General features: G+C 51.4%; 22 protein-coding genes. 12 read left to right on the top strand and 10 right to left on the bottom strand.

What is annotated here, in order from left to right; translation table 11 throughout:
- Positions 1–176 precede the first annotated feature (176 nt).
- Together DHN43_RS14850 and DHN43_RS14845 are read left to right on the top strand one after the other, a co-directional pair.
- Complete coding sequence (locus tag DHN43_RS14850; protein ID WP_108819107.1) at positions 177–2,090, top strand: propionyl-CoA synthetase; 1,914 nt, start codon at positions 177–179, stop codon at positions 2,088–2,090.
- 102 nt (positions 2,091–2,192) lie between these two features.
- On the top strand, positions 2,193–2,984 hold the full coding sequence (locus DHN43_RS14845; protein WP_108819106.1) for an SDR family NAD(P)-dependent oxidoreductase: 792 nt from the start codon (positions 2,193–2,195) through the stop codon (positions 2,982–2,984).
- Between the two features lie 100 nt (positions 2,985–3,084).
- On the opposite strand, the gene DHN43_RS14840 is transcribed toward DHN43_RS14845, so the two are convergent.
- Positions 3,085–4,887 (bottom strand): ABC transporter transmembrane domain-containing protein, encoded by a 1,803-nt coding sequence (locus DHN43_RS14840; RefSeq protein WP_208986902.1) that lies wholly within the window; start codon positions 4,885–4,887, stop codon positions 3,085–3,087.
- 262 nt (positions 4,888–5,149) lie between these two features.
- On the opposite strand from DHN43_RS14840, the gene rpmE reads away from it, so the two are divergent.
- Positions 5,150–5,374 carry a 50S ribosomal protein L31 gene (rpmE, locus tag DHN43_RS14835; protein ID WP_008551475.1) on the top strand — a complete coding sequence of 75 codons (225 nt, stop codon included), beginning with the start codon at positions 5,150–5,152 and terminating at the stop codon, positions 5,372–5,374.
- 117 nt (positions 5,375–5,491) lie between these two features.
- On the opposite strand, the gene rcdA is transcribed toward rpmE, so the two are convergent.
- Positions 5,492–6,016, bottom strand: coding sequence for a protease adaptor protein RcdA (gene rcdA, locus DHN43_RS14830; protein WP_057462019.1), 525 nt, complete (start codon positions 6,014–6,016; stop codon positions 5,492–5,494).
- A gap of 443 nt (positions 6,017–6,459) precedes the next feature.
- Complete coding sequence (locus tag DHN43_RS14825; protein ID WP_057462018.1) at positions 6,460–6,654, bottom strand: DUF1192 domain-containing protein; 195 nt, start codon at positions 6,652–6,654, stop codon at positions 6,460–6,462.
- Between the two features lie 163 nt (positions 6,655–6,817).
- On the opposite strand from DHN43_RS14825, the gene DHN43_RS14820 reads away from it, so the two are divergent.
- From DHN43_RS14820 to DHN43_RS14805, 3 genes are all read left to right on the top strand, one after another.
- Complete coding sequence (locus tag DHN43_RS14820; protein WP_199914814.1) at positions 6,818–7,825, top strand: NAD(P)H-quinone oxidoreductase; 1,008 nt, start codon at positions 6,818–6,820, stop codon at positions 7,823–7,825.
- A 185-nt stretch (positions 7,826–8,010) separates the two neighbouring features.
- Entirely contained in the window at positions 8,011–8,730 is a 720-nt protein-coding gene (locus DHN43_RS14815; RefSeq protein WP_093520098.1) for a DUF1013 domain-containing protein, read from the top strand.
- Between the two features lie 796 nt (positions 8,731–9,526).
- Positions 9,527–9,769, top strand: coding sequence for a hypothetical protein (locus tag DHN43_RS14805; RefSeq protein ID WP_108819104.1), 243 nt, complete (start codon positions 9,527–9,529; stop codon positions 9,767–9,769).
- Positions 9,770–9,856: 87 nt separating this feature from the next.
- On the opposite strand, the gene DHN43_RS14800 is transcribed toward DHN43_RS14805, so the two are convergent.
- The 3 genes from DHN43_RS14800 to DHN43_RS14790 all read right to left on the bottom strand — a co-directional run bounded on the left by DHN43_RS14800 (position 9,857) and on the right by DHN43_RS14790 (position 14,024).
- Positions 9,857–11,659, bottom strand: a complete 1,803-nt coding sequence (locus DHN43_RS14800) for a tetratricopeptide repeat protein (protein WP_108819103.1) — start codon at positions 11,657–11,659, stop codon at positions 9,857–9,859.
- Between the two features lie 328 nt (positions 11,660–11,987).
- Complete coding sequence (locus DHN43_RS14795; RefSeq protein WP_057462011.1) at positions 11,988–13,022, bottom strand: peptidoglycan -binding protein; 1,035 nt, start codon at positions 13,020–13,022, stop codon at positions 11,988–11,990.
- A 3-nt stretch (positions 13,023–13,025) separates the two neighbouring features.
- Complete coding sequence (locus DHN43_RS14790) at positions 13,026–14,024, bottom strand: flagellar motor protein MotA (protein ID WP_108819102.1); 999 nt, start codon at positions 14,022–14,024, stop codon at positions 13,026–13,028.
- Positions 14,025–14,379: 355 nt separating this feature from the next.
- On the opposite strand from DHN43_RS14790, the gene DHN43_RS14785 reads away from it, so the two are divergent.
- Together DHN43_RS14785 and DHN43_RS14780 are read left to right on the top strand one after the other, a co-directional pair.
- The gene (locus DHN43_RS14785; RefSeq protein ID WP_108819101.1) at positions 14,380–15,348 is read left to right on the top strand and encodes a hypothetical protein; all 969 of its coding nucleotides are present in this window, start codon (positions 14,380–14,382) and stop codon (positions 15,346–15,348) included.
- 367 nt (positions 15,349–15,715) lie between these two features.
- Positions 15,716–16,003, top strand: coding sequence for a GIY-YIG nuclease family protein (locus tag DHN43_RS14780; protein ID WP_199914812.1), 288 nt, complete (start codon positions 15,716–15,718; stop codon positions 16,001–16,003).
- A gap of 92 nt (positions 16,004–16,095) precedes the next feature.
- On the opposite strand, the gene DHN43_RS14775 is transcribed toward DHN43_RS14780, so the two are convergent.
- Together DHN43_RS14775 and DHN43_RS14770 are read right to left on the bottom strand one after the other, a co-directional pair.
- Entirely contained in the window at positions 16,096–16,437 is a 342-nt protein-coding gene (locus tag DHN43_RS14775; protein ID WP_108819100.1) for a hypothetical protein, read from the bottom strand.
- 541 nt (positions 16,438–16,978) lie between these two features.
- Positions 16,979–17,788, bottom strand: coding sequence for a metallophosphoesterase family protein (locus DHN43_RS14770; protein WP_244306760.1), 810 nt, complete (start codon positions 17,786–17,788; stop codon positions 16,979–16,981).
- A 194-nt stretch (positions 17,789–17,982) separates the two neighbouring features.
- On the opposite strand from DHN43_RS14770, the gene DHN43_RS14760 reads away from it, so the two are divergent.
- Together DHN43_RS14760 and DHN43_RS14755 are read left to right on the top strand one after the other, a co-directional pair.
- Positions 17,983–19,089, top strand: a complete 1,107-nt coding sequence (locus DHN43_RS14760; protein ID WP_108819097.1) for an Acg family FMN-binding oxidoreductase — start codon at positions 17,983–17,985, stop codon at positions 19,087–19,089.
- Positions 19,082–19,549 carry a MarR family winged helix-turn-helix transcriptional regulator gene (locus DHN43_RS14755; protein ID WP_063290234.1) on the top strand — a complete coding sequence of 156 codons (468 nt, stop codon included), beginning with the start codon at positions 19,082–19,084 and terminating at the stop codon, positions 19,547–19,549. Before DHN43_RS14760 ends, DHN43_RS14755 begins: the two co-directional genes overlap by 8 nt.
- Positions 19,550–19,675: 126 nt before the next feature.
- Here the strand turns inward: DHN43_RS14755 and DHN43_RS14750 are convergent, their stop codons facing one another.
- Both DHN43_RS14750 and DHN43_RS14745 read right to left on the bottom strand, forming a co-directional pair.
- Positions 19,676–20,188, bottom strand: a complete 513-nt coding sequence (locus tag DHN43_RS14750) for a DUF2938 domain-containing protein (RefSeq protein ID WP_108819096.1) — start codon at positions 20,186–20,188, stop codon at positions 19,676–19,678.
- A 96-nt stretch (positions 20,189–20,284) separates the two neighbouring features.
- Positions 20,285–20,830 (bottom strand): TetR/AcrR family transcriptional regulator, encoded by a 546-nt coding sequence (locus DHN43_RS14745; RefSeq protein ID WP_108819095.1) that lies wholly within the window; start codon positions 20,828–20,830, stop codon positions 20,285–20,287.
- A 130-nt stretch (positions 20,831–20,960) separates the two neighbouring features.
- On the opposite strand from DHN43_RS14745, the gene DHN43_RS14740 reads away from it, so the two are divergent.
- Entirely contained in the window at positions 20,961–21,374 is a 414-nt protein-coding gene (locus DHN43_RS14740) for a putative quinol monooxygenase (RefSeq protein WP_159096861.1), read from the top strand.
- Positions 21,375–21,591: 217 nt separating this feature from the next.
- Positions 21,592–22,041 (top strand): hypothetical protein, encoded by a 450-nt coding sequence (locus tag DHN43_RS14735; RefSeq protein WP_208995426.1) that lies wholly within the window; start codon positions 21,592–21,594, stop codon positions 22,039–22,041.
- Positions 22,042–22,062 lie beyond the last annotated feature (21 nt).

The following is a 22,062-nucleotide window of genomic DNA, read 5'->3' as shown; positions in this document are numbered from 1 at the left end:
AGTCCTTTTTATTTAAGAGGAAACTAAGAAATAGGCAGGTTGAAAACTATATGGTCATCTTTAGTTATAAGCCGATTTTCTAATATAGCAAAACTTGCCTTTAGGGCATTCAGGGCTCAGTCTTAGCCGAACCTGTGGACAGGTACTATGCAGGGGTGCATGGGAGGAGAGCAGCTATGACGAGCCGATACCACGACATCTACAATGGATGGAAAGAAAACAAAGAAGCCTTCTGGGATGAAGCTGCTAAGGGCATTGACTGGTTCTCGCCCTACACCAAGACATTCGATGCTTCGCAAGGCACATATGGACGATGGTTTGTCGGCGGTGAGTGCAACACCTGCTACAACTGTGTTGATCGCCACGTAGAGCATGGCCGTCCGGGACAGCCAGCGATCATCTACGACAGTGCTGTTACTGGTGAGAAGCGCACCTACACGTATCTTGATGTGCAAGAGCAAGTGGGAGCTATGGCAGCGCTGCTGCGTGAAAAGGGCGTTGAAAAAGGCACTATGGTGCTGATCTATATGCCCATGATCCCTGAAGCGACGTTTGCAATGCTCGCCTGCGCACGGCTTGGTGCGATCCACTCTGTTGTATTTGGCGGTTTTGCGGCTCAAGAGCTTGCTGTTCGTATCGAGGATTGTAAGCCTCAGGCTATCATCAGTGCATCTTGCGGCATCGAGCCGGGGCGTGTGGTTGAGTATAAGCCGCTGCTGGACCGTGCCATTGAACTGTCCTCCCATAAACCTGATTTCTGTTTTGTTCAGCAACGCGAGCAAAAGGTTGCTGGCCTCATTGAAGGCCGTGACTTTGATCTGGGCGCACTGATGGAAACTGCGGTGGCCGAGAAGATGACCACTGAATGTGTCCCTGTTGCTGCGACTGATCCACTTTACGTGCTCTATACCTCCGGTACGACCGGACAGCCGAAAGGCGTGGTGCGTGACAATGGCGGGCATATGGTTGCGCTCAAGTGGTCCATGGAAAACCTCTACGGTATTGATCCGGGTGAAGTGTTCTGGGCTGCGTCTGATGTGGGCTGGGTGGTTGGTCACTCTTACATCGTTTATGCGCCGCTACTTCATGGGGCCGCGACTATTCTTTATGAAGGTAAGCCGGTTGGAACACCGGATGCTGGCGCGTTCTGGCGGGTGATCTCGGAGCATTCTGTGGTTTCGCTGTTCACTGCGCCGACGGCTTTCCGGGCGATCAAGAAAGAAGATCCGGAAGGTAAGGAGCTGGCGAAGTACAGCATTGCTGGCTTGCGGTCGCTGTTCCTTGCAGGAGAGCGAGCTGATCCGGATACAATTTTATGGGCGGAGAACCTGCTCGGTGTACCTGTCATCGATCATTGGTGGCAGACAGAGACTGGCTGGTGCATCGCTGGTAACCCTCTTGGCCTTGGTAAGCTGCCTATCAAGTTGGGCAGTTCCACTGTCCCGATGCCGGGATATGATATGCGCGTGCTTGATGATGAAGGGAATGAGCTTGGAGCGGGTGAGCTGGGCAACATTGTTGTGAAGCTACCGATGCCACCGGGATCGCTGCCAACGCTTTGGAATGCTGATGACCGGTTCAAGGAAGCGTATCTCACAGAGTTCCCCGGTTATTACAAGACAGCAGATGCTGGTCTTATGGATGATGACGGCTATCTCTTCATCATGGCTCGTACCGATGACATCATCAACGTGGCTGGGCATCGCTTGTCTACGGGGGGCATGGAGGAAGTTCTTTCTGAGCATCCGGATGTGGCTGAGTGTGCCGTGATTGGGATTGCCGACAATCTCAAGGGCCAGTTGCCATGTGGTTTTGTTGTTCTGAAGAGCGGCGTTGAAAAACAGACTGCTGTGATTGAGAAAGAGCTGGTTGCTTTGGTGCGTGAAAAGGTTGGTCCTGTTGCTGCCTTTAAGCTGGCGATTACCGTTGAGCGCCTTCCCAAAACGCGGTCTGGTAAGATCCTTCGAGCGACCATGCGGAAGATTGCAGATGGTGAAGAGTTCAAGATGCCAGCGACAATTGATGACCCTGCTATTCTCGAGGAAATTGCTGAAGCGATCTCTGTTCGTGGGGTGGCATCTGTTAGCTAAATTCAGAGGAACTAAGCAGTTTTACTGGAGAAGTGCATCGACATGTTTAGGCTTTGAGATTATGGTCGGCGAAATTTCGGCATTGCCAGAGGTATCTTCAAAGTGAAACTAGAGAAGAAAGTTGCGATTGTAACCGGTGGCGCTCAAGGCATCGGTTACGCTATTGCGCAGCGTTTTTTGCAAGATGGCGCCAAAGTCATGATCTCCGACTCCGATGAGCGGGCCGGAGAAGCGGCTCAGGAAGCTCTTTCCGAGTTTGGGCATGTGGCGTTTTGCCATTGCGACGTCAGCGTTCGCCTTGATGTACGCAATATGATTGCAAACACTCTGGATGAGTTTGGCGACATTGATGTGCTGGTTAATAACGCTGGCATTACAGCAGCTGGTGATTTTCTTCAGCTTTCTGAAGATGATTTTGACCGGGTTCTACGTGTCAATTTGAAGGGTGCATTCCTGTGCTCTCAAGCTGTTGCACGGCATATGGTCGAGAAAGTTGAAGAAGGCGGTTCTGCTGGCTCAATCATCAATATCAGCTCCGTAAACAGTGTTTTGGCGATCCCTGATCAGGTTCCTTATACGATCTCCAAGGGTGGCTTGAACCAGCTGACGCACGTTTCGGCTGTGGCGTTGGCAAAGCACGGCATTCGTGTCAACGGTATTGGGCCTGGTTCCATTGAGACACAGATGCTCAAGAGCGTTGTGCAGGATGCGAGCAAGATGGAAACGGTTCTTTCCCGGACGCCGCTTGGTCGTTTGGGACAACCTGCTGAAGTGGCGAGCATTGCTGCGTTCCTTGCTTCAGAAGATGCAAGTTATGTTTCCGGGCAGACCATTTTTGCTGATGGTGCGCGCATGCCGCTGAACTATACAGTGGATGTGAGTGAGCCTGAGTAAGCTTCGCAGATAGAATTGAAAAAGCCGCGCTTGGTGCAAGCGCGGCTTTTTTTTATGAGTGTTTTGTCTGAAAGACAGATACGCTTTTCTGGAGTGCGCTCTAGCTTGCTTTTTCCTGAGAGTTGAGCGCTTCTGCTCCAATCTCAAATTGCATTCTGGCGAGTTTTGCATAAAGACCGTTTTGAGCGACCAGTGTGTCGTGGGTGCCTTCTTCCACGATCTTCCCGCCGTCCATCACAACGATACGATCTGCTTTGAGGACCGTTGCCAGACGATGTGCGATAATCAGTGTGGTCCGGCCTTCCATAAGCTTATCGAGGGCTTTTTGGACAATGGTCTCGCTTTCGGCATCCAGTGCGCTGGTGGCTTCGTCCAGCAGCAAAACAGGGGCGTCTTTCAGAATGGCACGAGCGATCGCGATGCGCTGTCGTTGGCCTCCTGAGAGAGTTACCCCACGCTCGCCAATGAGTGTGTCATAGCCGTTTTTCATGTTGTTGATGAAGTCATCAGCCAACGCGAACTTTGCAGCTTCAACAATTTGCTCTCTGGACGCGACCTCTTTGCCAAATGCGATGTTTTCTGCAATTGAGCTGCCGAAAATAGCGGTGTCCTGAGGGACCAGAGCGATGTGCTCGCGTAAGTCTCGTGGATCAGCAGAGTTCAGTTCGATGCCGTCGAGTGTGACTTTACCTGCAACCGGATCGTAATATCGCATCAAGAGCTGGAACAGTGTGGACTTGCCTGCGCCACTCGGGCCGACAATAGCAACTGTTTCGCCTTTCTTGACGGAGAGGTTTAAGCCCTCCAGGACGCCAGCTTCTTTTGCTGTTGGGTAATGGAAGTCGACATCATCAAACTCAAGCTCGCCAATGGCAGGAGAGGGGAGAGTGACTGGATTGGCTGGTGCATTGATTTCAGATGGAACATGCAGCAGTCCTGTAATGCGGTCTGCTGCGCCAGCGGCTTTTGCCAGTTCGCCCCAAACCTGAGAGAGTTCGCTCATAGCTCCAGCAGCAATGATGGAATAGATGAGGAACTGTGTGAGCTGACCGCCACTCATACGGCCATCAATCACGTCCAGTGCGCCAACCCAGAGTACTGCCACAATGCTTGAGGCGATGATCAGGATGATTGTCGCAATCAGGAATGCGCGAGCGCGGGTGGCAATGAGAGCAACTTCATAGGTTGTCTCGATATCTCCTGCAAACCTGTCTGAAACGCTCTTTTCATTGGTGAAAGCCTGCAGTGTGCGAATGGAACCAAGTGCTTCTGTTGCATAAGCAATTGCATTTGCCAGAGTGGATTGTGCATGGCTGGTTCTGTTGCGAACCGCACGGCCAAAGCCAAGCAGAGGCAAGACAATGAGTGGGATCGCAAGCAGCACAAACAAGGAGAGGCGCGGGCTGGTGATGACCATCAGGGTCGTCGAACCAGCGAACATCAGCAAGTGTCGCAGGGCAATAGATGCGCTGGCTCCGAATGCTGACTGAATGAGGGTCGTATCGGCTGTCAGGCGCGAAATGATCTCACCGGACTTTGTTTTGTCGTAGAATGAGGGGGATAAATAAGTGAGGTGACGGAACACGTCAGAGCGTAAGTCCGCTACGACTCGCTCACCAATCATCATGACCATGTAGTAACGAAGTGAGCTGGTGAGGGCGAGTAGTGCGATTACAAAAATAATGACAATGAAATAATCGTCAATCAAGTTGGGGTTGTCGCCGGTAAAACCGTAGTCAACCATGTAGCGGACGGCAATTGGCAGTACCAAAGTGAGGCCAGCTGCCGCCAGCAGAGCAAAGGTTGCCAGAACCAGACGGGCTTTGTGCCTTAAAAGATAAGGGAAAAGTGTTGCGAGTGGACGCAAGGTCTTTTCCCGATTGTTTGAGTCCCGCTGGCTCATGCCACCCCCGGATATCTGCGAAATCATTTAAGTTTATCGTATGATGCAGTAGATGTGTCCCGATAGTTTTAATTGCAAGCGCTTTCTCTGGTTTTCTGCGGGCTGTACCCTCTTGTTTCCTCGGTTTGGATGGGGTATAGACCCCTTCACAATTGTGCCGTTCTTGGAAAAGTGCGGCTTCTTTCTACCGATGCTTCAGGCCAGCCCTAAGCCCATCTTTTGATTGAGGCGGCTCAGCCGTTGCTGACAGGACAGTTTAGTCATGAAACAGGACATTCATCCAGATTACCACACCATCACTGTAAAACTCGTTGATGGTTCCGAATTCACCACCCGTTCTACTTACGGTAAAGAAGGTGACACCCTGCAGCTCGACATCGATCCGAGCTCCCACCCAGCATGGACTGGTGGTGACCGTCAGCTCATGGACCGTGGCGGTCGCGTGTCCCGCTTCACCAACAAGTTTGGTGGCTTCCTGGGCAAATAATTGCTCTGAAGTTTGCGAAATTAAAAAACCCGAAGCGTTTGCTTCGGGTTTTTTTGTGCGCGTTTGAGGAGTGCGCAGGGTTGCTAGCGGAGTTCGACGCTAGCGAAACTTATCAGGCTATTTAAACGCTGCTGTGATTTGAGAGAGCTGATCACCCACTGGATTGGAGGTGTTTGCCGCTTGCTCGCGCAGGAGCTCCTCCTTGAGCATGCTATCGACGTGCTTGATGCGTCTTTGCAGGTGGAATGAGGTCTCGATCAGGGTGCGAAGTGTTTCAGGCAGGTCTGGCCAGGCCGGGTTCTGCATTTCCTTGGTCGCATTATCGACGCGGATCTTGTTTTTCTCATTCTGAGCTTCTGCTTGTACAATCTCACCATCATTGACTGCCCGTTGCAGCAGAAGCCAGGAGGCCATCTGCATGAGGCGTGTGGTGAGGCGCATGGACTCGGTTGCGTAAGCGAGAGACGCGGCGGAGCCAAGAGCTTTGCTCTGTTTCCTGCCCGGACCATCAAGATAGGATGCAGTGTCTTCAATAAGGCCCATCCCTTCGCGGAAAAGCTCCGTGAAGTTTTGGGAGGACATGAGCCGTTGAGCGAAGTTGAAGGTGTTCTCTGGCCCTGTTTCAGTTTTGAATTCACCCATCTTAAAAATCCCTTCAATAACTGCGTTAGGTTTCTCTCACTCGCGTCCTTTAAAATCCCAGTCTGAAACAATTACGGCTCGAAAATTGAAGTGAGCCTTTTGGAAAGAATAAAACTGTCTCGAAATGGAGCAAGAGATCTTACTTCAATCTGAGCGGAGCAAAGCCCGTGCCAACTCATGGTTGTGAATAGAGTGATTAAACCGGGGCAGGGTGTTGTCTGAGCAGAAAAAAAGAGCCGCATCGGTGCGGCTCTGAGGTGTTTTAACAGGGAGGCGTCAAGCAGAGTGAATGTTCACTCTGGTTCCAGATCAACTGGAATAACTAAGTTCTAATTTAAAATGGTTAACGATACGTAAACTATAAGTATCCAATTCATTTATTTGCAATTTGTAGCTTGCATTTATATGAATTTGAGTAAGTTTTTGTTTTAAACTTTGTTTGATTACTTAAAGAAGCTTTCGGCTGATGAGTTGGCGCTTGATTTTGTTTCGATCTCATTCTCAACGCGCACGATCTCTGCCTTAAGCTGCTCAAGACGCTCATTTAATTCGTGGATTGAGAGGTTCGTGAGGGGCTCTCCCACCATTACCCCGGAGGTTGCTGGGCGAGGTGTGTCATCATCATCGAATAAACCCATAGCGTTATGTACTCCTTGTGTTTGCCTTGGTGAATTCTCGATATCAAAAAAGCGAGAATTCACCTTTGGTGGGGTAGACGGGCACTTGTCGGCTACTATTCTTTACCTAATTGAGAAGGTGAGCAAGCAGCAGTTTCGCTATTTGCAAAAATCGAGGCAGCTTATGACAATAGATGATCGTTCAGCACAAATGAAAGCCGTTGTAATGAACGGTGTCGGGGGTTCGGAAGTCCTTGAAATTGCAGAGGTTGAAGTCCCCAGGCCTGGTGTCGGCGAGGTGCTGATCAAGGTTCATGCGGCGGGGGTAAATCGTCCGGATGTCATTCAGCGAACGGGAGCATATCCGCCACCTCCCGGGGCTTCTCCTTTGCTGGGGCTGGAAGTTTCTGGTGAAATTGTGGAGTTGGGAGAGGGTGTTGCTTCTCACAGCTTAGGGGAGCGGGTTTGTGCGCTGACGCCGGGTGGTGGGTATGCGCAGTATTGTGTTGCGCCTGCTGCGCATGTTCTGCATGTGCCTGCGGGGATATCTATGGAGGAAGCTGCCGGCATTCCGGAGACTTTCTTTACGGTGTGGTCCAATGTGTTTGACCGTTTGGGGCTTCAGTCTGGTGAGAAGTTCCTTGTTCATGGCGGGTCTTCCGGGATTGGGACAACAGCCATTCAATTGGCAAAGGCCTTCGGCGCTGAGGTGTTTACGACGGTTGGGTCTGATGAGAAGGCACAGGCGGTTCGCGAGCTTGGGGCGGACTATGTGATCAACTACCGGACGACCGATTTTGTGAAAGAGATTGGTAACATCACATCTAAGCAGGGGGTTGAAGTGATCCTTGATATGGTTGGCGGTGATTACGTTGAGAAGAACTGGATTGTTGCAGCGGTTGACGGGCGTATCTGCCAGATTGCGACGCTTCATGGACCTTCGGAAAATGTCAACTTTAGCCGATTAATGATGAAGCGGCTGACGCACACCGGTTCAACACTGCGGCCACGGACCAACGCGTATAAAGGTCAGATCGCTGATGCTCTTCGTGAGAAGGTCTGGCCATTGCTGGAAACCAGCCGCGTCAAGGTGGTTCTGGATAAGGTCTTTGATATCAGCGATGTAAAGGCCGCGCATGACAGGATGGAAGGTTCCGGCCATACCGGAAAGATCATCCTCAAGGTTGGCTAGGGAAAGTGCATAGGCCGGTTTTGAATTCTCACAGGTTTCCTAAAGATGGTGGAGGCCCGTGTTGATCTGGTTTGCTTTTGGGAAAATGTGAGCGTATAGTGCGCTCAAGTTTCCCAAAAACTCTTATGGAATTCGGCTTCGCCACCTTTGATTAGGCTGTGGAGCACTCAGGAGGGATTTATACAATGTCCAACGCGCCGCTTATGCCAAAGGCAACAGCCGTATGGTTGGTAGATAACACCGCTCTTGGCTTTGATCAGATTGCTGCGTTTTGTAAGCTGCATCCGCTTGAAGTGAAGGCGATCGCTGATGGTGAAGCTGCTCAGGGCATCAAGGGTATGGACCCTGTTCTGGCAGGTCAGCTGACCCGTGACGAAATTGAAAAAGCGTCGAACGATCCGCGCTACCGTATGCAGATTTTCGAGTCCAAAGTGCGTGTTCCTGAGAACAAGCGCAAAGGTCCTCGTTACACCCCTGTTTCGCGTCGACAGGATCGCCCGAACGCAATTTTGTGGCTTGTACGTTACCATCCTGAGCTGCTTGATGCTCAGATCATGCGTCTTGTTGGCACAACCAAGCCGACGATTGAAGCAATCCGTACGAGAACGCATTGGAACTCTGCGCATCTTGATCCGATGGATCCTGTTACTCTGGGGCTGTGTTCCCAGATTGAGCTGGACATCGAAGTTGAGAAAGCTGCGAAGAACGCTCCGAAACCGATTGAAGGTGAAGAGCCGCAATCCCTTCTGCCTGTTGATGAAACAACAAGCGAAGAAGCAATGGCTGCTGCGTTTGCGACACCTGCGCCGAAGACCCGTGAAGTTGAAGAAGCCGTGGATGCAGATGCTGTGTTCGCGAACTTTAAATCCACTGGTGACAGCGATGAGGACGAAGACGAGCGCTAAGAGCGCCTTTGGAGCGAATTCTTATCATTTGATTGAACTCAATCAAATGGAACGCGCTTGGAAGGGGCATAACTCTAAAAGAGCTTACCCTGCCTTTGTTGGATAACATGAAAAGCCGCTGCCTGCCGGGGAGCGGCTTTTTTCGTGTTTGCGCTGCTATGTGAACCTTTGCGTTATTTTGCGTTTTTTACGTTCTGACTGCGTTGCTGTGTTGATTGCGCTATACAGGTTGGGGGCTGAGTTTTTGCTGGTAGAATGCAGCTAACTGCTACTGGGGAAGTTATTCCCGTTGCTACGGGTTATGCTATAACTTCAATATGGCTTGTGATTTTGTCTGGCTTGAGTGTGTGTTCGTAGCGAAGCTTACGCTTTCAAAGCTGTAATAAGGATCGTTTGTTTTTAATCTGGATCACAATATCTGCATCCATCAATGCAACGATTTTAACCAACGCTAAAACCTGAGCCTCATATGTACTACCCGACGAGTTCAAAACTGCGCCCTAAATCTGTTTAGAAGGCAGATCTAAGTCGGTATCGATGCTAGTCGTACTATCGCGCTTGCTACTTGTTGCCTGTGTTGCGTTGCCATTCTCGCAGTTAGTATTCGGCTCGCGGACCTGAGGTTGTTTTTTCTTCCGTGTGCGCCGAGCCTTTAGGTAAGCTGAAAAAGCATGCGCTATCGCTAACTCGGATAGGAACATGAACTTGATATACTTTTGTGCTGACATGGCGCTCGCTGGTCCTCCTAAGTTCCTCGTAAGTTTATAGGAGTTTCTGTAAGACACAAGAAGAGCGCTTGCCAGGAAAGGGGCGTGAGAATGGCTACGAGTTTGGCCTCTTCCTTACCAGCTGCACCACCACGCCAGCTTCCAAAAGTGAGACAGTGCTGACCAAAGCTTGGCTGGGCAATGACAGCACCTACTTTGTCATCAAGTCCTGGCGCTCAAAGGTGGGTAAGGCAGAGATTGTGAAGTGGGCGCGTTATCTGTCCGGTGTGAAGGTGTGTGATAGTCGGATTGAGGGAAGAAAGTGTCCGTGAGCGCAGTGACGTGGGTATGAGGAACTTGCAAGCATCTATAAAATTTCAAGATGCTGACGTCCTTTCGCGGCTACTGTGATATTCTGGCTATAAATTCTGAACCCAGGCCTTCAAGTACATCAATACAAGACCAAACCGTGCTTTAGTCAGGCCCTGATCTGCTGCAAGGCGATACCACTTCGCCGCTTCGCTATCGTCCTGCTGTACGCCCAAGCCTTTCCAATACATGTACCCTAGATTATATTGGGCATTAGCAAGACCCTGACTTGCAGCAAGGTAGTACCATTTCACCGCTTCCGCATCATCTTGTGACACGCCCCGGCCTTTCCAGTACATCAGCGCAAGATTATACTGGGCGTCAGCATCGCCCTGATCTGCTGCGAGGCGGTACCACTTCACTGCTTCCGCATTGTCCTGTTGTACGCCCAAGCCCTTCCCGTACATAAAGCCAAGATTAAGCTGGGCGTTAGCGCGGCCTTGATCTGCGGCAAGACGATACCACTTGACCGCTTCGCTATCGTCTCTCGTCACGCCCGAGCCTTTCCAGTACATCAATGCAAGATTGAACTGAGCTTCAGCACCCCCCTGATCTGCAGCAAGGCGGTACCACTTGATCGCCTCCGCATTGTCCTGCTGTACGCCCCGGCCATCCCTGTACATCAATGCAAGTTTGAACTGAGCTTCAGCACTTCCCTGATCTGCAGCAAGGCTGTACCACTTGACCGCCTCCGCATCGTCCTGCTGCACGCCCAAGCCTTCATTATACATAAACCCGAGATTGAACTGAGCATCTGCATCACCCTGTTTTGCAGCAAGGCGATACCACTTGACCGCTTCGCCATCGTCTCGTGACACGCCAAGGCCTTTCCTGTACATCAACCCTAGAAAAAATTGAGCTTTAGCATCTCCCTGATCTGCTGCGAGGCGGTACCACTTGACCGCTTCCGCATTGTCCTGCTGTACGCCCATGCCTCCCCTGTACATCAATCCGAGAAAAATCTGGGCGTCAGCATTACCCTGATCTGCGGCCAGGCGGTACCACTTGACCGCTTCGCCATCGTCCTGCTGTATGCCCAAGCCATTCCTGTACATCGATCCGAGAAAATACTGAGCTTCAGCAATACCTTGATCTGCTGCGAGTTGGTACCACTTGACCGCCTTGCCATAGTCCTGTGACACGCCAAGGCCTTCGTCATAAATCAATCCGAGAATATACTGTGCGTGAGCATCTCCCTGATCTGCGGCAAGGCGGAACCACTTGACTGCCTCGCTGTCATCCTGCGACACGCCAAGGCCTTTTCTGTACATATACCCGAGAGCGCTCTGCGCATCAGCATCTCCCTGGTCTGCGGCAAATCGGTACCACTTGACTGCTTCGGCATAGTCTTGCGGCACGCCTAGGCCTTCTTTGTACATAAACGCAAGTGAATACTGCGCATTCGTAAGGCCCTGGTCAGCAGCAAGGCGGACCCACTTCACCGCCTTGCTATCGTCCTGCGGTAGGCCCAAGCCTTTCCTGTACATAAACGCAAGAGAATACTGTGCATCAGCGTCGCCCTGGTCTGCTGAGAGTTGGTACCACTTGATCGCTTCCACATAATCCTGCTGTACGCCCAGGCCTTCCCTGTACATAAATGCGAGACTAAACTGCGCTTTAGCGTGACCTTGCTCAGCTGCTTGCCGTAACCACTTGACCGCTTCGCCATAGTCATGAGGTACGTCCGAGCCTTGGTAATACATCAACCCAAGATCATACTGCGCGTTCGGACTTCCGTCCTGAGCGGATCTGGTAATAACTTGATGATCAGATCCAAATGCTGGAAGAAGAAAAAGGCAAGGTGCGCATATTACAAATGCATACAGATATAATTTAGAAGATTGCAGTGGCATAAACTACTCCGAGGCTTGGAGTAGTTTAGTCATTCTCAGCTTCTGTTTCAATTGTGGGTTATTTTATCTAACAATAATGCAACTGAAGATAGAAGGCGCATAGAGTACTATTGATAGCCTTGGAGGGATAAGTAAGGTTCTGGATCCTTGATCAAGTCAGGGATGACGTCGTTTTCATGCTGTGCTCTTGAGAAGATTATAGTTTTGCTGGTTGAAGCCATTCTGCCGTCATGCCGGACGGAGCGTAGTGGAGATCCGGTATCCAGAATGAAAACAGGCACTTGAGGGATGCTCAAACGCCTGCTTCATTATCAAGTTTTATCAGTCTCTACCGCTGTGTGAGTTTTAGCTCGATGCGGCGGTTTTTGGCGTTGGCCTCATTGGTGGTGCCCTCTTCGAGGGGTTGGAACTCGCCGAAGCCGGCGGCGACCAGGCGGTCAGGTTCCACGCCTCTGGCAATGAGGTATTTGACCACCGAGATTGCACGGGCGGCTGAGAGTTCCCAGTTGTCGCGCAGGCGACCGGTGCCGGAGAGGGGGCGGGCATCTGTGTGGCCGTCCACGCGCAGGACCCAGTTGATCTCTGATGGGATTTGTCCCTCAAGTTCCAAAATGGCGCTTGCGAGGATATCCAGCTGGTTTTTGCCTTGTGGGTTGACCTCGTCATCACCGGAGGAGAACAACACCTCGGACTGGAACACAAAGCGGTCGCCAACAACTTCAATATCAGAGCGCTGGGCGAGGATTTCGCGCAGGCGGCCAAAGAAGTCTGAGCGGTAGCGTGAGAGTTCCTGCACGCGCTGGGCGAGGGCGACATTGAGCCGCTTGCCAAGGTCCGCAATGCGGGTCTGGCTTTCTCTGTCGCGTGTTTCTGAGGCGTCCAGTGCGTCTTCCAGTACGGCGATCTGGCGGCGCAGGGCGCTGATCTGCTGGTTGAGCAGTTCTACCTGTGCCAGAGCCTTATCGCTGATCTGCTGTTCGCCTTCCAGCTTTGCGCGCAGGGATGCCAGAGCACCGCCTGCCTCATCAATCTGGCCGGAGCGCTCGTTGAGCAGGCCCTGAAGACGATCCCGTTCTTCAGCAGTCTGATCCAGACCCAGTTGCAGGGAGGAGATGGTGGATTCCAGATCTCCAACACTCGCCTTTTCCAGCGCCAGCAGTTCTGTGAGCTCTGCGATTTGCTGGTTGAGGCGGTTGAGCACCTTATCCCGGCCAGACAGCTGCTGGCTGAGGAAGAACTGCGCAATCATGAAGATGGAGAGCAGGAAGATGAACACCAGCAGGAGCGCGGACATGGCGTCCACGAAACCCGGCCAGTAATCCTCTGAGTTGTTTTGAGACCTGCGTGTGCGTACACCAGCCATGCTTTAGTCCTTCTCCCGCTCTACCTCTGCGGTGAGCGTTTTCAGGAAGCGTTCAATCCGGCGCTGTTGCATAGACTGGGCTTCAGCCCATTCACGCATCATCTTCTGCTCGGAGCGCACGTGCTGGACAAGGCCCTGAATGCCTTCTGCCAGTTTGCTCATGGCGGCGTTGGAATTTTCATCCGGCTCAGCGCCTTTTGTTTCCATGGATTTGCGCAGCTTGTCGAGCGTGATGCGCAGGTCCGCAGCCATATCTGCAGATGTGCCGTTGCCCAGTTCGTCCGGATCGATATCCGTCAGGGTGGAGAGCCAGTCTTCCAGTTCCTGATAGAAGCGGTTTTGGGCCTGTCCTGCCTGCAGGTCGAGGAAGCCCAGAACGAGGGAACCGGTCAGACCAAGCAAGGAGGAGGAGAATGCGATGCCGAGGCCGGTCATCTGTGCGGTGATGCCGGAGACTAGATCTTCAAACAGCACGTTGGCATCGCCGCCTGCCGCGTTCAGCGTGCTGACGGTGGTTGCTACGGCGCTCACGGTTTGCATCAGACCCCAGAAGGTACCGACCAGACCGAGGAAGATGAGCAAGCGGGTGAGGTAACGTGAAATCTCGCGGGATTCATCCAGGCGCATGCCGATGGAATCGAGCATGGAACGCATGGTGGTTGGCGAGATGGTCATATCGCCTGCTTTGTTGCCAAGCAGAGTTGCCATTGGCGCCAGAAGGATCGGCGGGCGGCGGACCTCAAGGCGGGGATCGCCGAGGCGGAAGCCGTTAACCCATGATACTTCCGGGAAAATTCGCAGGACCTGCCTGAAAGACAGAAGTATACCCAGTGCTGCGACGCCTACGATCAGGCCGTTCAATGCGGGGTTTGCCATGAAGGCTGCGGTGATTTGCCCGATCAGGACAAAGGCGATGAAGCCTGCCAGAACCAGAAAAATAATCATGCGCCACAGGTAAACCTGTGGGCTCGACAGACTGTAGGGATCGTAGTCGCGTGCCATTATCCTGCGTACATCTAAAGCAAAGCGGCTTCTCTTTGTCTGGTTAGACCAATCAAGCAGAACCCGCTTTAAAGTTAATGATGTCTTTAGATAACGCGATTTCCGGTTAATAGGAAACCGCAAATCGCTGCGATTGGGCAAGAAAAGCGTAAGTTTTTAAATAAGTCGCATTTTCGCGCCCCTGATGCCGTGTTTTGGGCGGGATGTGGTCATGGTGGGGGGAAGGAATGGTATCGCTGTTCGCTCGAGACGTTTCATTCGGCGTGTCTGCCAGCTAAACCTAAGAATTGCATTTAAATTTATATACAACCTGAGTAGTGTGCAGGTGTATTATATTTGAAGGTGGCTGGGGTTTATGCCGGAAGTATTTGAGATTTGTAGCGAAGATGATTTGTTTGACGCAGTAAAAAATCTTGAGAGTGGCTCTTGGTATCAAGATCAACATATTCAGTTTGTTGGTTGGCCCCGCTATCAAGTTCGGCTTCGAGGGGATGATTTCTCTGGTGGTATTCCAACTCGAATGTTTCAGCCATTGGCTGGACTGCAGAGGACAATCGATCGAGCATATGCGCGAACTGTATATGGTAAAGATAGAAAACTCAGTGATGCAGAGAAAGAGAAGACTGAGCTCATTGTTTACTTGGAACATGGCAGCTCGATTTTCAACACAGATCTCACAGAAGTTCTGAACACGATGGCTGGAAAAGCAGTTGGTAAAATGACAGGACCTCAAATCACGGCAACTGTACTTGGAGTGGCGGCAATTGTAGCAACATCATATGCAACAGTTGCATACATAAATTCTGAAGCTGCCGAAAAGGAAGTTGATTATAAAATTCGTGTCTCTGAAGAAGACACAAAGCGCTACGAGATTATTGCGAACTTGGCTAAAACAAATGCTGAGTTAAATGAGCAGCTGGCTGACACTATCGCTGCTCAAGCTCAATTGATGCGCAAGCTAAAAGATACAGATGAACTGTACGTAGACAATAAATATTTGATTGACGGCCAAACATACAAAGATATTCAGAGAGGTGCAAAAAAAGAAAAGTCCTATGACCGATTGGATGGGAATTTCATGATCCTAGCGGTTGAATCTGGTGGGATTGATTATGGGTATCGCGTAAAGGTCAAGAACGTGGCCGATGGACATGAGTTATTCGTCCAGATTCCTCAAGGTACGTTAGATCAAAGTCGCCAGAAAGAACTGCAGGCTGGGGAATGGGACAAAAAGCCTGTCGAGATGCAGATAAATATTGCAAAAATTGGCGACAAAATTGTTTCTGCGACATTAATTGATGAAGGGCTTGCTCTACCGTTTTAATAATAATTACATGAACTTTTTAGAACTTTGTAGTTTGGAGTGGCAATGCCTATGATTGCGGTGGTGTGAGAGCTGCCTCTGTCGTCATACCGGACAAGCAGAGCGTTGATCCGGTATCCAGTTTTGTTAGATAGATACATGTGTTCTTGGCTTTGGATCCCGCATCAAGTGCGGGATGACGAGGTGGAGTGGTGCTATTGATGGATGCCTTATTGGGCTCTCTGTGTCGGCTGGTGGTTGGCTACTGACAGCGGCGAACACCAGTGTCTTCCCGGCCATTGAGCCGGGATCTATGAGGTGGTCCCTCAAATGATGATGGTGTGTTTGGGTGATTGTGGGGGCGTGTTGTGATGGTCAAACTGCTTCCATGTCTTACTTCATGTACATATTGGCGAGTAAGCCGCGCGGGACGCTATACACTGGCGTGACGAATGATCTTGCGCGGCGGGTTTATGAGCATAAGAGCAAGGTTGGGTGTCGCTTTACCGCGAGATATGATGTTTCGAAGCTGGTTTATTTTGAGCAGTTCGGGGATGTGAATGACGCGATACGCCGGGAGAAGCAAGTGAAGCGGTGGCGCCGGATTTGGAAAATTGATGCGATTGAGGGTCTGAACCCGAAGTGGGATGATTTGTACTTGCGGTTCAATCATTAAGCGAGGGGCTTGGGGATATAGGTCCTGGGTCTGCGCCCGGGATGATAGTGAGGGGGAGCTGCCAATGGCTTATCTGCGCAGCTCCAAGTTGCTTACGTCTTTTGATCGAAGAACTGGAACGTCATGCACCGGCCTGTATAGAACGTGTTGCCGGTTTCTGCATCGAATGCTGGTCTGTAAGGTCGCCCATGCGGGTAGGTTTGGATCTTGCTATCTGCTGCATGGATTACACCAGTCGTATATCCTTTGTCCTTACAAGCTTTGTCGATTGCAAATCTGGCGGCTTTCTCAAGCGTTCCAGCATTGTCTGGACCGCCTTTTATTGCCAACCCAATTTTTTCGTCTTTGACTGATGTGTAACGTACGCGCAAACCATTGTACTTTACTGAATGGCGCAGTTTGTGCTGCTTTACACCCTCAATCGGATCATACAATTGTGAATGGGTATTCCCGGTTGTGGTCCCAAAATTGCGTCTCTGAATGAAGATTTAACATTTTGCTTGGCAGTCTCACTGCATCCAACCAGGAGAAGGCTGCATGTGATCAGTGCGGTAATTTTTTGCATGTTTCTGTTTCTTTCACGATTGTCTCAAAGAGCAATGTAGAGAAAGCTTCGTGTGTAAAAATGGATTGTGTGATTGGATCAAAAACACAAGTAACTTGGCTCGTGTGGGTATAGGTCCCGGCTCGAGGGCCGGGATGACACCGTGGGGCGCAGTTGAAGGTTTAATCGTACCGCTCTGGTTCCAGCGTCGCACTGCGATTGCGTGAGATGGCAGCGTGCCCTAAAGCAGTTCGCATTTAAGTTGAAATACCTGAACTGCTTTAGCTTTGCTTTTGCGTATCTTTATCCGAAAACCGGATGCCACTTTTCGGCGATACGCATATACACCCTTGCTCAGCCCTCAATGGGTGCCCTGCTGGTCGGCGGAGCTGTCATCCTTCCGCTGGCCAGTGCTTTGTTGTGGGTGAGGGCTATTTGTGGGTGGGGATGAAGTCGAATAGGTCCCAGCCGTCGGTGGTGGCGGTGATGAACTTCATGTCGGTGCCTTCCAGCACGGCGCAGGTGAGGCGGCCTGAGGCGTAGGCTTCGGTGTCTACGTCAAGCCGGTTGGAGCGGCGGTCGATGTGTTCGACCGGGGTGTGGCCGTGGACGACGAAGACGCCGAAGTCCTCTTGAAAGTCGAGGAAAGGGCCGCGGATCCACATGAGTTCCTCAGCGCGTTGTTCTTCCAGCGGTACGTCTGGGCGGATGCCTGCGTGGACGAACAAGTAGTCTCCGCACTGGTAGTGGAGGGGCAGAGATTCGAAGAAAGTTTCGTGCAGCTTGGAGAGGTTTTCCTTGAAGATGGTCTGCACGCTTTCTGCGCCTGCTGAGCCCATGAGATCGTGAATGGAAAGGCCGTAGGAGAGCAGGGTTTCTGTGCCGCCCAGATCCTCCCAATGGTAGAGCGTGCCTGCGTCTTGCAGAAACTCCAGAAGCGAGGCTTCGTGATTGCCTTTCAGACAGACCTGGCGCGGGGTGCGGTGGTGGTGATCGACAAGGAAATCGATGACGCCCTGACTGTCCGGGCCGCGGTCGATGTAATCACCAAGGAAGATGGAGACCGGGTCCGTGATCGGGCGGTTTTTCAGGTCGCTCTCAATGGCTTTGCCCATGACTTCCAGCAGGTCGAGCCTGCCGTGAATGTCTCCCGTCGCATAAACGCGTGTCCCTTCCGGAAGAGTTGGATGGGTGTTTTGCATGGTCGTCCCGTTCCAAATGCTTGTCTGTGTCGCGGTCACTGGTGGTCCAATCTACTTTAAGAAAACGAATGAGGAGCAAACCCACAGCCTCAATTTGTTGGCTTTGGGGCTGTGGGAAGTGGGCAAGTTGATGGGTGACGAAAATTGGTTCAATGATAATAGTTCGATATCGTACTTGTTTCGTGTGTGGTGATGTGTTTATAGTTCGATATCGCACTAAATGGAGTTGAACGATGAACCTTTCCAGACGCAAGATGATTGGCCTTATGGGTGGTGGTGTGGTTGTGGCAGCGACTGCCTCGGCTGGTGCATTTCTGGCGACACGTCGTCCAACGCGGGCGCTGGCTCCTTGGGAGACTGCGGGCGCTTACGCTGAGCCGCGGATGAAAGCGCTGTCCTACGCTTTGCTTGCGCCTAACCCTCATAACCGTCAGCCGTGGGTGGCTGAGCTGCGCGGAAGTAACATGCTGGCCATTTACCGTGACAAGAGGTTGAACCTGCCAGAGACTGACCCGTTTGACCGCCAGCTGACCGTTGGCATGGGGTGTTTTCTGGAATTGTTGCGCATGGCTGCTGCGGAAGATGGGTACGATTTGCAGATGGAGCTGTTTCCACTGGGAGAAGATGGGCCGGTTGCAACGGCTTACTTTGCGAAAGGGGGCACACCTGATCCGCTGTTTGCGCATGTTTTTGAGCGGCATACCAACCGTAACGCTTATAAGGATATGTCTGTTTCAGCAGAAGCGCAGGCGGTTTTGGCTGACTATGCCATGATCAAAAGCGGCAAGGCTGAGGTTGCGGCCTTGCGGAGGCTGACGTGGGACGCGATGGATGTTGAGCTGACAACGCAACGTGTGATGATGGAAAGCGTTGATCTGATGCGGTTTGGTAAGGCCGAGATTGAAGCGAACCCGGATGGCATTGCGCTGAGTGGTCCGTTTTTGGAGAGCCTGATGCTGGCTGGGATGTTGAGCCGCGAAGATCAGGCAGATCAGACAAGCTCAAGCTTTCAGCAGGGACGGGATATGATCCGGGATGCGATGAACGCGACACAGGCGTATGCGGTGGTCACCAGTCCGGACAATTCGCGGGTCGATCAGATTAAAGCAGGGTATGACTGGATCAGGTTGCAACTGGCAGCTACTGGATTGGGCCTTTCTATGCAGCCGGTTAGTCAGGCGCTGCAGGAGTTTTCTGAAATGGCAGAGCATTATTCTGCGGTGCACGAAATGCTAGCCGGTCCGGGTGAGACTGTTCAAATGCTTGCACGATTGGGGTATGGTCCCAAAATTGATCCCAGCCCGCGCTGGCCTTTGGAAACACGAGTACCGAATGTCTGACGATACCCCCTCCCAAGATCTGACGCCCTACTTTTCTATGTTTGTTGAGGTGGGGATTATAAACCAGATCGGCTCTGCGTTTTTGGAAGCGCGGCTGCCAAAGGGCCTTCTGGTTTCGCATTTCGGGGTGACCAGCCATTTGAGCCGCGGATTTGATGGGGCCACTCCGCTGGAACTGGCCCGGTCGTTTCAGGTTGCGAAAACAACCATGACGCATACGCTGGGCGGGTTGGAAAAGCACGGCTTTGTGGAACTTCGCCCCAACCCGGATGACGGGCGCTCCAAGCGGGTGTGGCTGACACCAGAGGGGCGGCAGTTTCGTGATGATGCTGTGCAGCAGCTGGAGCCGCTGTTTCAAAAGCTGGCCGAGCGGTTTCCACCTGAGCAGGTCTCTGCCTTCTTGCCGGGCATAAGTGAATTTCGTGCGGTGATTGACCAGCTGCGGGATGAGGAGAAGTAGCAGCAGGTGTTGCTGCTTTTCGTGTCTTGGAGTGTGTTGCGTTTTTATGTATTCAAGCAAAAATCTCTAACTATTTGTTTTGCGTGTTCTTATCCCAAAACCGGAGTCCCTTTTCAGGAACGCGCTTTAAGATGTTGCTCCTTTTACTAGCAACAGGCTGAGGCAAAGCCCGGTGAGGTAAAGGCCTAACCCAAATGAAAGATGGGCGATAAGACTTCTTATTCTTGCGATTGTTGGGGCTGGTGTTTTGGAGGCGGCAACTCCAAAGCCGAATGCTGGCTGCATGAATAAGAAGGGGAACCCCACTGAGAGCAGGCCAATTAAGAACGGCATCAGGATGGTTGGATTTTGCAGCCAGTTTGGTCCGGTCAGAGCAAGCAAAACGAGCGCAAATACAGCACCGATGACGTAATGAGTGATCCAGCCGATGGAGCGTTCAAACGGCTGTGGAGGGCTCTGCATGATGTTCTGATGCTGGAAACGCCCGCGCAACATGCTTAGCATCCAACGGCCAACCAGCCGGTAATCCAGGGCGGGAATAGCGAAAAACCGAAGTCGCACCCAGGCGACCAGATCCATGAAAATTGTTGCGCCAATGCCAAGTAGGGCAGCATTGATCAAAAGGCTTGTTGTGTGCACGGTTTTACCTTTCCTGAGAGGGAGTTGGCGGCACCGTGCCACTTCAAGTCGACTTGAGGTCAAGAGAATTCTCTAGATTTTGATGGATAATATTTCTCAGGTTAATAGTGCTAGTAGACCTGCTTTTTGGGTGTTCAGGAGGGTGAGTAGTTGGGTCTCATCCCGCGCGTGATCGCGAATTCCAAGTGAGGAAAGCACCAGATATTCTGCGAGTTGCTCAGCGCTGTGTCCCTGAAAACTATAGTGCGCCAGCATTTCAGCGCAGGCGGTGATGTTGGTTGCTTGTGCTTCCAGTGTGGCCGCTTTGCCTTCTGCATTGAATCCACCGATCATGTCTCTTGCATCAGGAGATGCGGTGATGACCTTGAAGGATGGGATGATGGAGTGCTTGTAGTAGGCACTTAGCTTGTCCTCCAGAGTTTCCAGAGCGGACCATTCTTTTTGCACGGCTGCCAGAGACTGGTCAGAAAAGTGCCTGATGGAGGCGCACAGGATTTCGTTTTTATTCTTGTAGTTTGAATAGACTGTCTGGCGCGCAACGCCTGCCTCTGACGCGATGTCGTGCATGCGGGTGCGGTTGACGCCAAAGCGCATGAAGGCCCGCACGGCGGCTTCCAGAATCTTCTCTCGCAAATTTTCCATGGTTGCATCTTGACAAAAAATGTCATTTTGTCAAGAATTACAAAAATACGAAAAGTGTCATTTTGTAATTTGCAGAAGAACGCTTCCTACATGGACATGCAAAGCTTTGGAGCTGACGAGGACATCGAGAATGGAAAGACGCGCCATATTGCAGGCACTGGCTGCAAGCATCGTGACTGGCATGGTGCCAGGTCATGTTTTTGCTGCTGCACAGAAATTGGAACAGAAGGATAGAGCTATGATTATTGTCACTGTTGAAGTTGAGTTTGAAGACAACCAGATCCAACAAAACCTTGCTGCTGTTCAGCAGATGGATGCGGCTACTGCTGAAGAGGCTGGATGTATTTCCTACAAGTCTTCTCTGGATGCGACCAATCCGAATATCCTGAGAATCTATGAGATGTGGGAGAGTATGGATGCTCTTATTCCGCACTTCCAAACGCCACATATGTCGGCGTTTCAGGCAGAACTTAGCTCGTTAAAATCAAAAGGCATGACGGCAAAAGTCTTTGAGGTCAGCAAAGAACTGCCGTTTCCAAACTAACTGGCAGGCCGTCTGGATCAGCTTGCAGGCAGGATTGAGGCTCAAGCTGATCCAGGGCTTTCGAGTTTAGGTTATTTTATTTCAATGATTCCAATTTTAGGGAAATAAAATATCAATTTCGTCGTTTGGTTGTGCTCTTCGATACACTTGGCGCTTAGGTGCTTCTTTACGCTTCTCCTGTTCGCTTTTGCTTCATGCAGTTGTTTGGGAGAGCATTTTGGAGCGATGTCAGGAAACGGAATTACAAGACCTATTTGATGGTTTGGCGGCGGGGCTTCAATTGCCTGCTCTGGCGCCGAATACTGCGGGGCAAGTTGCCCTTCACTCTGAGGAGCATCATCTTACGACATTGATTTCGGCGCGGTTTCAGGAACGGCGCTATGAGGTGCAGCTGGAAGCTGATGTCTTTCCAGAAAATGATCTGGAGATGCCTCAACTGAAAACTCTGCTGGCTCGTGTGGGCCAACTTAACTCCTGTGGCCTGATACTCGATGCTCAGCAGCGATACGCTGTGCGGCAACACCTCCTTTTGCAAATGACTGACCCGGTTGAACACCTGATGGAGGCTTTGAAGAGCTTTATTGGTGAGGCATTGCAGCTGCGCCATTCGCTGGTCAACGCCGGAGACGCAGAAAGCCAGTGGTCCTCAGAGCATATTTTGGTCTGAGTGGTTTGGGAGGGACGCCAC

Source organism: Pseudovibrio sp. Alg231-02 (assembly GCF_900143565.1).
Classification (GTDB): domain Bacteria; phylum Pseudomonadota; class Alphaproteobacteria; order Rhizobiales; family Stappiaceae; genus Pseudovibrio.
The sequence above is the reverse complement of the archived record's forward strand: the minus strand, read 5'-3'. Positions and strand labels throughout refer to the sequence as shown.